This is a genomic window from Streptomyces scopuliridis, assembly GCF_042790125.1.
GTDB lineage: Bacteria > Actinomycetota > Actinomycetes > Streptomycetales > Streptomycetaceae > Streptomyces > Streptomyces scopuliridis_A.
Window position 1 is genome coordinate 108,706 of sequence record NZ_JBHTZS010000024.1, and the last position, 13,575, is coordinate 122,280.

At 68.2% G+C, this 13,575-nt stretch carries 10 protein-coding genes and 1 pseudogene; 2 read left to right on the forward strand and 9 right to left on the reverse strand.

Going from position 1 to position 13,575, the window contains the following annotated elements; all coding sequences use genetic code 11:
• Positions 1 to 275: 275 nt before the first annotated feature.
• From ACFRKB_RS29145 to ACFRKB_RS29170, 6 genes and pseudogenes are all read right to left on the reverse strand, one after another.
• A pseudogene (locus ACFRKB_RS29145) lies at positions 276 to 509 on the reverse strand (carboxylesterase); the annotation flags it as partial.
• 1 nt (position 510) lies between these two features.
• Positions 511 to 1,830, reverse strand: a complete 1,320-nt coding sequence (locus ACFRKB_RS29150; protein WP_383109522.1) for a carboxylesterase/lipase family protein — start codon at positions 1,828 to 1,830, stop codon at positions 511 to 513.
• 518 nt (positions 1,831 to 2,348) lie between these two features.
• Positions 2,349 to 3,677, reverse strand: a complete 1,329-nt coding sequence (locus ACFRKB_RS29155; RefSeq protein ID WP_383109523.1) for an MFS transporter — start codon at positions 3,675 to 3,677, stop codon at positions 2,349 to 2,351.
• A 166-nt stretch (positions 3,678 to 3,843) separates the two neighbouring features.
• Positions 3,844 to 4,299 (reverse strand): RpiB/LacA/LacB family sugar-phosphate isomerase, encoded by a 456-nt coding sequence (locus ACFRKB_RS29160; protein ID WP_383109524.1) that lies wholly within the window; start codon positions 4,297 to 4,299, stop codon positions 3,844 to 3,846.
• Positions 4,300 to 4,654: 355 nt separating this feature from the next.
• On the reverse strand, positions 4,655 to 5,650 hold the full coding sequence (locus tag ACFRKB_RS29165; RefSeq protein WP_383109525.1) for a LacI family DNA-binding transcriptional regulator: 996 nt from the start codon (positions 5,648 to 5,650) through the stop codon (positions 4,655 to 4,657).
• A gap of 435 nt (positions 5,651 to 6,085) precedes the next feature.
• Entirely contained in the window at positions 6,086 to 6,934 is an 849-nt protein-coding gene (locus ACFRKB_RS29170; protein ID WP_383109526.1) for a universal stress protein, read from the reverse strand.
• Positions 6,935 to 7,454: 520 nt separating this feature from the next.
• Here ACFRKB_RS29170 and ACFRKB_RS29175 point away from each other — a divergent pair.
• Positions 7,455 to 8,144 carry a CBS domain-containing protein gene (locus ACFRKB_RS29175; RefSeq protein WP_383109544.1) on the forward strand — a complete coding sequence of 230 codons (690 nt, stop codon included), beginning with the start codon at positions 7,455 to 7,457 and terminating at the stop codon, positions 8,142 to 8,144.
• A gap of 258 nt (positions 8,145 to 8,402) precedes the next feature.
• On the opposite strand, the gene ppk2 is transcribed toward ACFRKB_RS29175, so the two are convergent.
• The 3 genes from ppk2 to ACFRKB_RS29190 form a co-directional block, all read right to left on the reverse strand.
• Entirely contained in the window at positions 8,403 to 9,221 is an 819-nt protein-coding gene (gene ppk2 / locus ACFRKB_RS29180; protein ID WP_383109527.1) for a polyphosphate kinase 2, read from the reverse strand.
• Positions 9,222 to 9,318: 97 nt separating this feature from the next.
• A complete protein-coding gene (locus ACFRKB_RS29185; protein WP_383109529.1) occupies positions 9,319 to 11,055 on the reverse strand; it encodes a SulP family inorganic anion transporter in 1,737 nt (578 codons plus the stop codon).
• 515 nt (positions 11,056 to 11,570) lie between these two features.
• Positions 11,571 to 12,263 (reverse strand): CBS domain-containing protein, encoded by a 693-nt coding sequence (locus ACFRKB_RS29190; RefSeq protein ID WP_383109530.1) that lies wholly within the window; start codon positions 12,261 to 12,263, stop codon positions 11,571 to 11,573.
• Positions 12,264 to 12,493: 230 nt separating this feature from the next.
• Here ACFRKB_RS29190 and ACFRKB_RS29195 point away from each other — a divergent pair, with 230 nt between their 5' ends.
• Complete coding sequence (locus ACFRKB_RS29195) at positions 12,494 to 13,486, forward strand: Acg family FMN-binding oxidoreductase (RefSeq protein WP_383109531.1); 993 nt, start codon at positions 12,494 to 12,496, stop codon at positions 13,484 to 13,486.
• The last annotated feature ends 89 nt before the right edge of the window (positions 13,487 to 13,575 follow it).

Here is a 13,575-nt window from a genome sequence, read left to right on the forward strand (position 1 = left end):
TCCAGCGGGCTTGTACTCCAGGAGGACGGCAATTTTGTGCTCTACAAGAATGACGGTGCGGTGTGGTCCACTGAGACCAACGGCCAGGATGCCGACCGGCTGGTCGTGCGGGCTGACCGTAACGCGGTGCTGTACGGCAGTGACGGGGGCGCGCTGTGGGCATCGGACACCAACACCGACCCCCCGCCTGAAGGAACGGAAGGTGTGATCAGCCGGGGAGGGGTCGCCGATCGGTCCGTCGGCACGGCGGAGGGCAGGGCTCCCGGCGGTCGTGGTCAGCGCAGGGGTTTCCAGAAGTCGTAGCGGTGGTCCTTGGCGAAGTCCACCGGGTGGATACCGCCGGGCCCGGAGGCGATGGACTGCGCGTTCGGTGCCGCCGGAGTGGTGGGCTTCCAGTCCGCCTTGCCCGTGCGGGCGAAGTCCGTCCAGATGCGGATCATCTCTTTGGAGAGGCCCAGCTGTGCCGCGGTGAGCGATTCGTAGGCGTCGAGATCGAAGAGGTACGGAAGCTCAAAGGTGTGCGCGGCTCCTACCTCGAACTCGGGCTTCTGGTAGTCCGCGTCCGAGTACCAGGGGACCTCGCTGTCGGCGAATTCGTATGTACGTGGGCACGTGGCCGGACAGCGCCCGGCCGCTGTCGACGGAGTGCCGGGCCCAGTTCCCGTCGGTCAGGGCCGCCGCGAGCGCAAGGGCCGGTGAGTTGTCGTGGTCGCTGATGGGGTAGCGGGCGGCGATGACGGAGGCTTGTTCCTTGCCGAACTCCTGCTCCAGATGGGCGTGGTAGTCGGACTGGTCGATCTGCGCGTCCGGGTCACCGGTGGCGGCCTTCTTGGCCAGCTCAAGGCCGTAGACCCTGGCCCGTTCCTCGTAGTGGTTGATGCCCTGCAGCACCGGGACCTTGTTGAACTGCCCGGTGGCGAAAGCCTTCTGCGGGGTGCGGGGCAGGAGCTTGCCGCCGTAGACGGGCGCGTATTCAGGGCCCGTACCGAAGGCATTCACCCATTGCTCGGGGGAGGCGGTACGCCAGTCGTCCAGACCTTGCTCCTTCTCGATCTCGGAGGCGGTCGCCATGCCCTCCGCGAGAGCGTCTTCCCGGTCCCGTTGGCCCATCGTGGCCGTGCACGGGGCGCTCTGCTGGATGACCCGGTCGAAGAGGCCGGCCGATGACGGGGCGACCAGATGGGCGCAGGTGCTGTAGCCGCCGGCGGACTGGCCGAAGAGTGTGACGTTGTCCGGGTCGGCGCCGAAGGCGGCTGCGTTGCGCTGCACCCAGCGCAGGGCCGCCTGCTGGTCGCGGAAGCCGTAGTTCCCGGACTCACCGCGCGTTTCCAGGTCCGGATGGGCGAGGTAGCCCAGGGCGGCGAGCCGGTAGTTGACTGTCACCACGATCACATTGCCCTCGGCGGCAAGGCGCTGAGCACCGTGCATGGCGCCGGCGCCGTCCGTGTGGTCGCCGCCGTGCAGGTACACCATCACAGGGCGCGGCTTGGTCGAAGTAGCGTGTGGGGTGGTGACGTTGAGGAAGAGGCAGTTCTCGTCGTCGGACCTGGGCCCGACCGGCGGGAGGAGTCCGGTCTGGGGGCAGGCGGCGCCCGGCTCGGTGGCGTCCCGGACACCGCGCCACGCCTTGGCGGCCGCAGGGGGCGCCCAGCGCCGTTCGCCGGTGGGCGGGGCGGCGTAGGGGATGCCCTGGAAGATACGCACGGTGTTGGTCACCGAGCCGCGTACGACGCCCTTGTCGGTCCGTGCCAACGAGGCGTCACCGCCGTCCGCCGCAATGGCGGTTACCCCTGCGGCGGCCACGGTGCCTGCGGCGAGAGCGATTGCCATGGCTGAGTGTGCTGTTCGCTTCAACATGCAGATGAGCGTATGAAGTTGGCGGTCTCACGAGCAGCCGGTCAGCCACCGACCGCATGGTGGCGCCAACCACACCCTGAGCCTCTGGGTGTCACCACCGCGACGAGCTGCCCCCACTCTTGCCCAGACCACCCGGCCATCGCTCAACTGGCCGACGAGCGGCCCTCAAGCTGTGCCGCGCTTCAGTTTGGACCTGGTGACGACGAAGTTGCCTCCGGGATCCCTCTGGGGAAGATCGTGAACTTCAGGCCGGGGAATTTCGCGAATGTCCACAGCAGGAGGCCGTCGGCTTGGTTCTCCGGCTTCCGCACCTGACCCGGGCGAGGCCAAGGTGAGCACAGCACCATCTGCAGCTGCGGTGGCCTTAGCGGCAGTGTGCGGGCGCGCACGTGGTCGGCGAGACGGTCCTCGTTCTGGGGCCCTGGCAGTGTGGGCAGCGCCGTGGCGCGGATGGGCGGGGCGCTCAGGGTTCGTACCGTCGCCCCGCGACGTCAGGGGCGGCGTTCCTCGGCGACGAGGGCGAGAACTCGTTCGCGTTCGTGGTGGCCCCAGGTTTCTTTGGTGGTGAGGATTCCGGCAAGGCCGACTCCGGCGGCGCCGAGGTAGAGCAGGGCGGCGCCGGGCCAGCCGAAGGCGCCGACGAGTGCGGTGGCGAGCAGTGGTGCGAAGCCGCCTATGGCCGCGGCGATCTGGTAGCCGAGGGAGGCTCCCGAGGTGCGTGTGGCGGTGCGGAACTGTTCGGTGAGCAGGGCGCCTTGTGTTCCGGTGAGGGTGGCGTGGATCAGTCCGATGCCGATGATGAACACGGTGACGATCAGTGCGGGGTGGGCGGTGTTGGTGAGCAGGTACATCGGGAAGGCGAAGAGGATTGCTGCTGTGCAGCCGGCGATGTAGAGGGGGCGGCGGCCGATGCGGTCGGTGAGGGTGCCGGCGAGGAAGGTGACGGCGATGGCCAGGACGCTGGCGGTTGTGATGGCGCCGAGGGCTACGGGACGCAGATCGGGGTCGCGTTCGGTGATGTAGTTGAGCAGGTAGGTGGCGGTGGAGTAGTAGGCGAAGGATTCGACGACGCGCAGCGCGATCACGCGCAGGATGCTCGACCAGTCGTGGCGCAGTGTTGCGATGAGGGGGTTCTTCTCGGTCTTGCCGCTGGCCTGGACCTCCTGGAACTCGGGGGATTCGGAGAGCCGGGAGCGCACGATCAGCGCGGCGATGACGAGGACGGCGCTGAGCAGGAAGGGTGTTCGCCACTGCCAGTCGCCGTCGAGTGTGGCACTCCAGGCGAAGACGCCGCTGGCGAGGGCAATGCCCAGGGGGTTGCCGGACTGGGGGATGGCGGCGAACATACCGCGGCGGTGCCATGGTGCGTGTTCGTAGGCCATGGTGATCGCTCCGCCCCATTCGGCGCCGAACGCCAGGCCCTGGATCATGCGGATCGCGACCAGCAGGATCGGTGCGAGGACGCCGGCCTGCCCGTAGGTGGGCAGCACGCCGATGAGGAATGTGGCGGCGCCCATGACGACCATGGCGGCGACGAGGACGGGTTTGCGGCCGAGCCTGTCGGCGAAGTAGCCGCCGATCGCGCCGCCGAGCGGGCGCATGACGAAGCCGACCGCAAGGGTGGCGAACGACAGGAGTGTGCCGACGAACCGGTCGCTCTCGGGAAAGAAGACGGCTCCGAAGTAGAGTGCGGAGGCGGTTCCGTAGGCGATGAAGTCGTAGTTCTCGACGCTGGTGCCGACGGCTGCGGCGACTGCGGTCTTGACGCGGTCTTTCGTTCCGAGCACGCTTCGCTGTCCGGCGACGGTGCTGGTGGACATGGGGTCTCCTTGCGGGTGTTCTCCGGGTGGTGTTTGTGTGAGGCGGGGGTCGCGGACCGCACCGCTCACCGGGGCCGGGGGGCCTTTGCGGTGGTTTCGGGTACGCCGGGGCGACGCGTGGCGGTGTCGTATGGACGGGGTGCGGCGGGGTTGCCCGCCGGTGGTGTCAGGCCGGTGGGATCAGGGTGTCGAGCGCGTTGAGTTTGGTGACTCTGCGGCGGGTGTCCTCGTCGTCGTCGAAGGTCGCGGCGAGGAACTCGCGGATGATGTCGGGTACGAGGGCGTGCGGGACGAGCCAGGCCCCCATGGCGATGGCGTTGGCATCGTCATGCTCGACGGCCTGGTGGGCGGAGTAGGGCTCATGAGCGAGACCGCAGCGGATGCCGGGCAGTTTGTTCGCGGCCATGACGGCACCCTGGCCGGTGCCGCAGACGAGCACGGCCCGGTCTGCGGTTCCGGAGAGCACCGTGTCGCAGGTGGCCCGGGTGATGTCGGGAAAGTCGACGGGATCGCACGTGTGGGTGCCGCAGTCGACGATCTCGTGTCCGAGGTCCTCAATGGCTCGGCGCACGGCGTCTTTCAGCGGGTACCCGGCATGGTCTGCCCCGAGGGCGACTCTCATCGGCTGGTCCGTTCGAAGAGGGCGGGCTCGCGTTCGGCCCGGCGGGGGATGGGTGTCGCGGCGCCGTGCCGGGTGGCGGCGGGCGGGGCGGCAGCGGGCGCCGCGCGTGGTCGCTGTCCGATGGAGTGTGCGCAGCTGCGAGGTAACCGGTGATGGTGGTGCCGGGGGCTGTTGTGCCGGCGGCACTGGCGCGGGTGGCGTGTCTGCTCGCTCTTGCCGCCGCGGAGTTGGCGGGCAACACGGTCGGAAGCCCCTGTCGAGGAGTGCGCGCCGGTGGTCTCACCGGGGCCGGGTACTGGGCCGGGGCGGACGGCATCGTCCATGGTGACGCTGCCCGAAACGGCGGTGCGCAGACTCATCGGATGCCTCCCGGTGACCGATCGGCAAAGGAGGTGGCGATGCGTTGCCCGGACACGGCGCGGCCGGCGAGGAGGTCGACGAGTGCGCGCACGCCGAGGCTGCCGATTGCCGAGGCGTCATTGCGGACGGCGCTGATGGGTGGTGATGCGAACTCGAACCAGTCGAGATCGTCGAAAGAGACGACCTCGATGCGGGCTGCGCGCTCCGCGCCGAGGCGCTCGCGCATCGCGCGCACCGCCCCCAGGGTGGTCAGGCCGTTCGCGCCGAAGACGGCGGTGAAAGGGACTTCCCGGTCGATGACACGACACATCGCCTCGGCCGCGCCACTGGCCAGGAAGTCACCTGCGTCCAGCAGCCTGTCGTCGGTGCTGATCCCGTGCTTCTCACGCCCGGCAAGGTAGGCGGCACGGCGTTCCGCACCGGTGGAGACCGTGTCGGGGCCGCCGATGAACGCCACGTCATGGTGTCCACGCCGCTGCAGCCAGGCCAGGACCTGCCCGACGCCCTGCGCGTTGTCGGTGCCGTACAGCGGGGCGTCGACGCCCTCGATCGAACGGTTCAGGAAGACGAGCGGCAGTCCGGAGGTGAGCGTGGCCGCGAGCTGCGGCGAGACCGTGCCCTGCGGGGAGAACAGCAGGCCGTCGATACGTTGCGAGGCGAAGGTCCGCAGATACGCGTCGGCTTGTTCGGCGTCCTCGTTCGCGTTGGCCAGCAGCACGGTGTAGCCGTGGTGACGGGCCTCTTGCTCCGCCGCATGCGCGAGCTCGGAGAAGAACGGGTTGCGGATGTCGGAGACAAGCAGCCCCAGCACATCGGTACGGGAGCGCCGCAGAGAGCGGGCGGGTCCGTTGGCGATGTAGCCCAGCTCGGCCGCGGCGGCGAGAACGCGGGACCGGGAAGCGGCCGAGGTCTGGCTGCTGCCGCTGAGTACCCGGGATGCGGTACCCAGCGAGACCCCGGCTCGTACCGCGACATCTTTGATCGTGGCCACCGGTCCACCTCCTCGTGGAAACGTTTCCATGGCGGGAATGGCTCAAAGATTGCACACAGAACACGAAAGGAGCAAGACCCCTCCACGTCCTGAGGCGGAAGCACCGCACGAACCTGTCGCCATGCGCTCTCGCCTGGCAGCTTGATTACTTCAGCGGGAGCGGAGGCTCGATTTCCACGAATCGCATGCCTTGAGTGATGGCTCACTCCAGCCGGACTCAGCTCTTCGGAGCTGGTCGACGGCGTGAGGTGGAGGCGCAGCGGGCCGTAGCGGGGGCAGGGGTTCATTGCCAGGCCGTCCCACGCGAACCTGTACGTCAGGGATCGCCCGGGGCAGGCTTGCCGCGCGGTTGGTTCGCCCCACCGTTGATACGGGACGGATGTGGCGGCCACCGTCGTCGAACAGCATGAGCGCGGTAAGGCTCGCCAATCGCGGTCAGACACGCGGTATCACGGTCACCGGGCACGCGGAGTGCTGCAGGAGTGTGTGAGTGACGTAGCCGAGTGGGGAGCCGAGCCGGTTCCTCGGCCTGCGCGCCCCCATGACCAGCAGAACGGCCCGCCCGGACATCTCAACCAGAGTTCCGGCCACCGAGGTGGCCCGGACGGTCTCCTCGGTGATGTCGAGGCCTGCGAAGTCCTCGCGGACGGGAGTGACCAGGCGTGATGTCGCCTCCCTCTCCCCGCGTGCGACCTGGTTGACGTCATCGGCCGTGGTCGCCATGCTCCCCACGTTCTGCAGGAACTTCCACACGCTCACCACATGTAGTGGTACCGCGCGCAGCTTGGCTGCCTCGGCGGCGAAATACAGTGCCGCACGGTCGCCGTCGTCCCTGACCGCCGCCACCACCGGAGCACCCGGGCGCTCTGCCTCGTCCCCCGTACCCCGCACCACGACCACCGGCACGCGCGAGCGAGCCGCGACACGGAGCCCGACCGAGCCCAGGAGCAGAGCGTTGAACCCGCCCAGTCCGCGCGAACCGACCACGAGCAGATCGTCGTCCCCGGCCGTCTCCACCAGGCTTTCCGCCGCGGTCGCCATGATCAGCATAGGGGTGGCAGGGACCTCCGGGTATTCCTTCTCGACCCGCGCTACCGCTTTGTCGAGGACCTCTCGAGTCACGTCGATGATGATCTGAGTGCCGTAGACGACGACCAGTGGCCGATGACGGACGGCGGCTTCGTGCGCGGCCCACAGCACCGCCTTCATGGAGTTGTCTGAACCGTCCGTGCCCACGACCACACGTCCGCGCCCGACGGCCCCGCCGTTTCCGTTGTCGTCCATGATTCCTCCTCACCGTCCGCGTGCCCGGTCGGCGTCGTGGCCCATGTGGCGCCGACGTCGTTCTGTCGGCAGGCGCGAGCGGACCGCCACCGTTTCCGTGGCGCCGTTCTCCACGCTCACTGGCCATGGTCTCCGCGCTCAGACGCCCGCGCACGGGCCTCACCGGCCACCATTCGCGGCCGAACGGCCCAAACCACCCGGCGTCTTCGGCTCCCGGAGACGCGGCTGCCATGCCCGCAGGCGTTGCCGGGATCGCCCCGGTTGCGTCACCGAACTCGGCGGCGGAGCATGAGCGTGCGGCGTTTCCAAGGCCGTCATGTCCAACACCGGCAGTCTGACCTGCGGCGCCGCCCCCGAACCGCCCGTCACGCCCCAGTTCCGCTACACAGGAACCTCGCACGCAGCGGCCGTCGACCTGCCGGGCGAGCCATCACGGACTCGGGAGCGGGCCGCGGAATACACCTGGCCTGACCGCGGGCAGACCATGCGACATGCCACCGAAGTCCGGCTGGAGGAGAGCATGCACCACACGCCCCACATCGTGGGTGATGTCATGACACATACCGTGATTGTGGTCGGTCGGCAGGCCGGGTTCAAGGAAATGGTCGAGACACTGGAGAAGTGCAAGGTGAGCGCCATGCCGGTGCTTGAGGGCGACGGCAGGGTGGTCGGGGTGGTCTCGGAAGCGGATCTGCTGCTCAAGGAGGAATTCCGGGACGAGGATCCGAGTCACATTGAGCAGATGCGGCGCCTCGATGATCTGCGTAAAGCGGGCGCGGTGACCGCTGAGCAACTCATGAGTGCCCCCGCTGTCACGGTTCGCGAGGATGCCACACTGGCTCAGGCGGCACGGACCATGGCGCTGAAGAAGTTGAAACGGCTGCCCGTGGTCGATTCCGAGGGAATGCTCCAGGGTATTGTCAGCCGTTCCGACCTGCTCAAGGTGTTTCTCCGGACCGATGAGGATCTCGCAGAGGAGATCCGCAGGGACGTTGTTGAGAACCTTTTTCGGGTTTCCCGGGAGAGTGTGCAGGTCAGCGTCGCAGAAGGGGCGGTCACTCTCAGCGGCAGCGTTCGCGATACGGCGCTCGTTCCTGTGGCAACCCGGCTGGTGCGAGCAGTAGAGGGAGTTGTGGACGTCGAGTGCGATCTCGTTGGGCCTGGCGTCGGGCCGACAGACCCGCCCGACGCCGCCGGATCTCTGCTCTGACGTGTCGCGGGGTGATGGGGCTCGGACACGCCAGCGACGAAGAGCCTACTGAACGGTACGGAGAAGCGGACTCTTCGCATCATCATTCCTGGCTCAGCCGTGTCGGATGGGGATCGCCCTGATGGCCGTCTTCGATTCGGGGACAGGCACGGTGGTGATCAGCACTCCGTTTCCCGTCACGGTTCCCCTCGCGACGAGTGGCGACCGGTCCCTGCGCTATGGCCCGGCCGGCACATGGCACAGCGGTTCAGGGCGGTGTCACCCCATCAGGCCGGCCGCGTGATCGGGCACGTACGACTGCAAGTCCTTCGGTGGGCGTTCGTAGCCGGTCGAGGGCGGTCGGAGCGGCAGTTCGAGCGCCGGGACCGACACGGTGCCGTAAGGGACGGTCGACAACAGGTGGGCGATCATGTTCAGTCGCGCTCGGCGCTTGTCATCGCTCTCGACGACGTACCAGGGGGATTCCGCGAGGTCCGTGTGTACGAACATCTCGTCCTTGGCCCGGGAGTACGCCTCCCAGCGGGTGATGGATTCGAGGTCCATGGGGGAGAGCTTCCAGCGTCGGACCGGGTCTTCCAGACGGCGTCGGAACCGCTGTTCCTGTACCTGGTCGCTGACCGAGAACCAGTACTTGCGGAGCAAGATTCCGTCCTCGACCAGCATCCGTTCGAAGACCGGGCACTGGCGCAGAAAACGCTGGTGCTCCTCCGCCGTGCAGAATTCCATGACCCGCTCGACACCGGCCCGGTTGTACCAACTCCGGTCGAACAGCACGATTTCGCCGGCTGCCGGGAGGTGTTCCGTATACCTCTGGAAGTACCACTGGGTACGCTCGCGCTCGGTGGGTTGCGGCAGGGCGACGATCCGCGTGACACGAGGATTGAGGAATTCGGCCACGCGTTTGATCGTGCTGCCTTTGCCGGCCGCATCGCGTCCCTCGAAGACCACGACAAGGCGTTCGCCGGCCACCCGAACCCACTCCTGAAGCCGCACCAGCTCTGTTTGCAGCCGATACAGCTCCCGCTCGTACAGCGGTCGTGGCACATTCCTTCGCCGCTTTCCCGGTTTTCCTGCCATATAGCGACTTTATGAACTACTCGACGGTTACGGTCGGTTCTGAGGGCCGTACGAGCCGCTCGGGCCGCGGATCGCGCATGGGCTCCAGCCCAACTGCTCAGGCCGGGGCCTCACGGCCATCGCCGGTTGGCGGAGGGTGGCCGCGGCGCCAGTTGTGGTAGGCCGCGACGGCCGAAGGCAGGGTGGGGAACATCAGCTCCGGTCCGATCCGAGCGGTGAGCCCGTATGCGTCCAGGGCATCGCGCAGGTCCTGTTTGACCCGCGCGAGTGCGAAGACGATGCCTCGCTCGCACAGCTGGGTGCGGAGCGTTTCGACGGCGTCGAGCGCGGTGATGTCGACCTCGACATTGGCTTCCACGTTGAGGAGAAACCAGTCGACCGGACCGTCGTGTGCGTCCACTGCGGCCAGGGCGCGGCGCTGGAAGTCCTGGGCATTGGCGAAGAACAGCGGTGAGTCGTACCGATAGACGACCATGCCCGGGATCGTGTGTGCCTGCGGATAGTCGTCGATGTCGTGCATGCCCGCGAGACCGGCGACACGCCCGAGGACCGCGTCGTGCGGACGAGCGATCCTGGACAGCATCTCGGCGACGGACAGACCCACCGCGAGCAGCACTCCGTAGAGGATGTTCAGGGCGAGGACGCCGATCAACGAGGCGATGGCCAAGAGGAGTTCGTTGCGGCGAAACGCGGCCAGGCGGCGGAATCCTGACACGTCGATCAGGCGGACGGCGGCATAGACGACGATGGCGGCCAGCACGGTCACGGGCAGGTATGCGAGCAGTGGGCTGAGGAAGAGCAGGACCGCGAGCAGGATTGCCAGTGCGGTGAGCGAGTACACCTGGGTGCGGCTGCCGACCGAGTCGCCCACCGCGGTGCGGCTGGCGCTGCTGCTCACCGGGAATCCCCGTACCAGCCCTGCCCCGAGGTTCGAGACGCCGAGGGCGAGGAGTTCCTGGTTGGGATCGATGTCGTGTCCCTTGCGGGAGGCGAAGGCGCGGGCGGTGAGGACAACATCGGTGTACCCCACGAGGAGGACTCCCACGGCGGGCAGCAGCAAGCCGGGCATGTCGCTGAAGTGGGGCAATGCGGGGGCGGGCAGACCGGAGGGGATGATACCGATCACGCGGATGCCGTGCTCGTCCAGGCCGAAGGCGGCGACGGCGGCGGTGGCCAGGATGACGGCGATCAGTGAGGCGGGGGCCTTCGGGTACCGCCATGTCAGGAGGAAGAGGAACCCGAGGGCGAGGATGGCGAGCATGACGGTCGACGATCGCGCCTGGGGTAGTTGTCCGAAGAAGGAGACGAGCTGCGGGAAGAAGCTCGACCCGCTGACTGGCACGCCGGTGAGTTTCGGCAGCTGATCAACGATCATGATGACGCCGACACCGGTCATGTAACCGACGAGGATCGGCCGCGAGAGCAGGTCGGCGACGAATCCCAGACGGGCCGCGTAGGCGAGCAGGCAGAGGAGTCCGACTACCACGGCGAGAGTCGCGGCCAGTGCGGCGTACCGGCCGGTATTGCCGTCCGCGAGTGGGGCGATCACGGTCGCGGTCATCAACGCGGTGGTGGATTCCGGCCCGACCGAGAGCTGCCGGGACGAGCCGAGCAGCGCGTAGAACGCCAGGGCGGGGATTGCCGCCCATAATCCAGCGGTCGGCGGCAGCCCCGCCAGTCCCGCGTACGCCATGACCTGGGGGATCAAATAGGCGGCCACGGTCACGCCGGCGAGCAGATCACTCCTGAGAAAGGAACGTTGATAGCTCGCCAGGACGGCAAGGCCCGGAGCCAGCCGACGCAAGCGGGACACGCTGCCCCGCGGCTCGGTCATGGACACCTCCAGGACGGGTGCTGACGGGGCGACGGCTGCCGAACCCTCGCGGACAGTCAACCGTTCCCGCATCATTCCTACCGCGTGGCGCGCTTCTTCCGTCGTACGCGACGACGGCGCGGGCGGGGCGCCGAAGTGGCCCCGTCGGCTGCCGCTGGATTTCCGAGGCGTACTCGGAGCCGTCCCCGGTTCGCCCGCGAACAGCGCGGCCATCAGTGTTTTCATCCTGAGCCGTTTCGGATTGTCCACGACGAGCCGGTAGACCTGGCTCGGGGACAGGCCGGTCCCACGTTCGGCGAGCAGAGGACGCACATCGGTCGTGGAGAACACGCACGCGGGTGGCCATGACCTCCCGCCAGACCCCAGCGGCAGTCGGGGTCCTTCTCCGGAGGCCGGAAACCGCGCGTGCAGCAGACGCAGAGTGGCCTGGCGGGGCCCCGCTGCCTCGTCCGGCGCCCATAGCGTGGCCGACCGTGACTCGGGGGTCCCGTCCAGGCCGACGGTGACGACCGGATTCACGAGCCTGTCCCGGTCCCCGCGCGGGCGGCGGGTCGCTTCGGGTCCGTCCGGCGTGATGTCAGACGTTCGGAGACCGAGACGACGCCGTCCACACTCGCGCACAGCCGTACCAGAACGGGTATCAGTCGGCTGTCACCCAACGTGCCGCGCAGTGTCACTCGCCCGTCCCGGACCTCGACCGTGACCTCCGACGGCGCCAGGTTCAGAGTGGCCATCAGCACGTCGTGCGTGATCTCGTCCCAAATGGCCTGGTCCTGCCTGAGGAAGACACGGAGCAGGTCGGCGCGGCTGACGATGCCCAGCACCGCGTCCGTCTCATCGACCACGGGCAGCCGCTTGACGTTGCGGGCCGCCATGAGGCGGGCGGCCTCCACGACGGTCCATTGCGGATGCGCGCACACCACTGGGGCGGACATGACATCCGCCGCCGTACTTCCCTCGGCTCTGGCACGCTCCCACGACGTGAGATCCGGCGGCGGCGTCCTGCCGGACAGATCGGATCGGCTGGCCGCCTTGCGGAGCAGATCCGCCTCCGACACGATCCCGGCCGGCCGGCCCGCGTCATCGAGCACTGGTACGGCGCTCACATCGTTGTCCGCGAGCGTCCTCGCGATTTCCTTGAACTGTGTGTCACGCCGCACGCTCACGACATCGCGGGTCATGAGCTCATCGATCCTGCGGTGGTCCATGTCCTCACTCCGTTCCCGGTTCCGGCCGCAGGGGCGCGGCCGCTCTTCCAGCCTCTTTGCCTTGCCCGCCACGGGGCATGAGCCGTCCGGCCCTTCCGGGGCACGGGAAGACGGCGCACGGCCGACCGGAAAAGGGCCGACCGGTCTGTCGCAAGGCCCTACCGGCCCCTGTTCTGGGGCGTCGCCTCTCACGAAGCTGGAGGCGACACACGAAATGACGGGAGGCGCTGGTGTCCGCACGCACACTGGACGACGTGATCGTGGCCGGACTTGTCCGCGATGCCACCGCTGCGCCGTCGATGCACAACGCGCAGCCCTGGCGTTTCCACTACACCCGGGGCAACCGCACCATCGGCCTCTACGCGGACCGGGCGCGGGCTCTTCCACACGCCGACCCCAGCACACGCGGGATGCACATCGGCTGCGGTGCGGCTCTGCTGAATCTGCGGGTCGCGGCGGCCCATGCCGGCCTGTCGGCGGTCACCGCCCTGCTGCCCGTCGCCGCGAGGCCGGAGCTCGTGGCGACGGTCCACGTGGAGGAACCCTGCGGGAGACCGACTGACGGGCTCGCCGTGCTGTATCCGGCCATCCAGGACCGCCATACGAGCCGGTACCCCTTCACGAGCCGTCGGATCCCGGACGACGTCCGGTGCGCGCTCGCGGAAGCGGCACGCGGTGAAGACGCGTACCTCACCTTCCCTACCGGGGCTCATCTCGGGACGGTGCTCGACTTGATTCGCGATGCCGAAGGGTACGACCACATGGACGCGGACCGGGAGGCGGAGACCGCCCGCTGGACCCGGGACGCCACGACCGCGGCGTCGGCGGACGGAATCCCGGGCTACGCCTTCGGGCCGTTCAAGAGGGGCGGAGCGGCACCCGTACGCGACTTCGCCGGGCGTGTTCCGGTGGAGAACCGAGCCTGGGCGGACTTCGAGGAAACCCCCCAACTCGCGATGGTGAGCACAGAGGCCGACGAACCGGTTGACTGGCTGCGCGCAGGACAGGCCGTGGAACGGGTCCTCCTGACCGCCACACTCCACCGGCTGAGCAGTTCGTTCGCCACTCAACCTCTCGAATGGCCTGAGCTCCGCTGGGTGCTACGGGATCCGGTCTCGGGCACCGGACATGTCCAGATGGTGATCCGGCTGGGCTATGGGCCGACCGGAGCCCGGACGCCACGGCGTCCTGTCGAGGACGTGCTGACGGTCGAGGACTACTGACCTTGAAGGCGGGTTGTCGTAGGGGCTGACTGTTGTTGATCGTCGCGGTATGCCGGTTGTATGAGGTATCCGCAGGGTGGGGGTCTGAC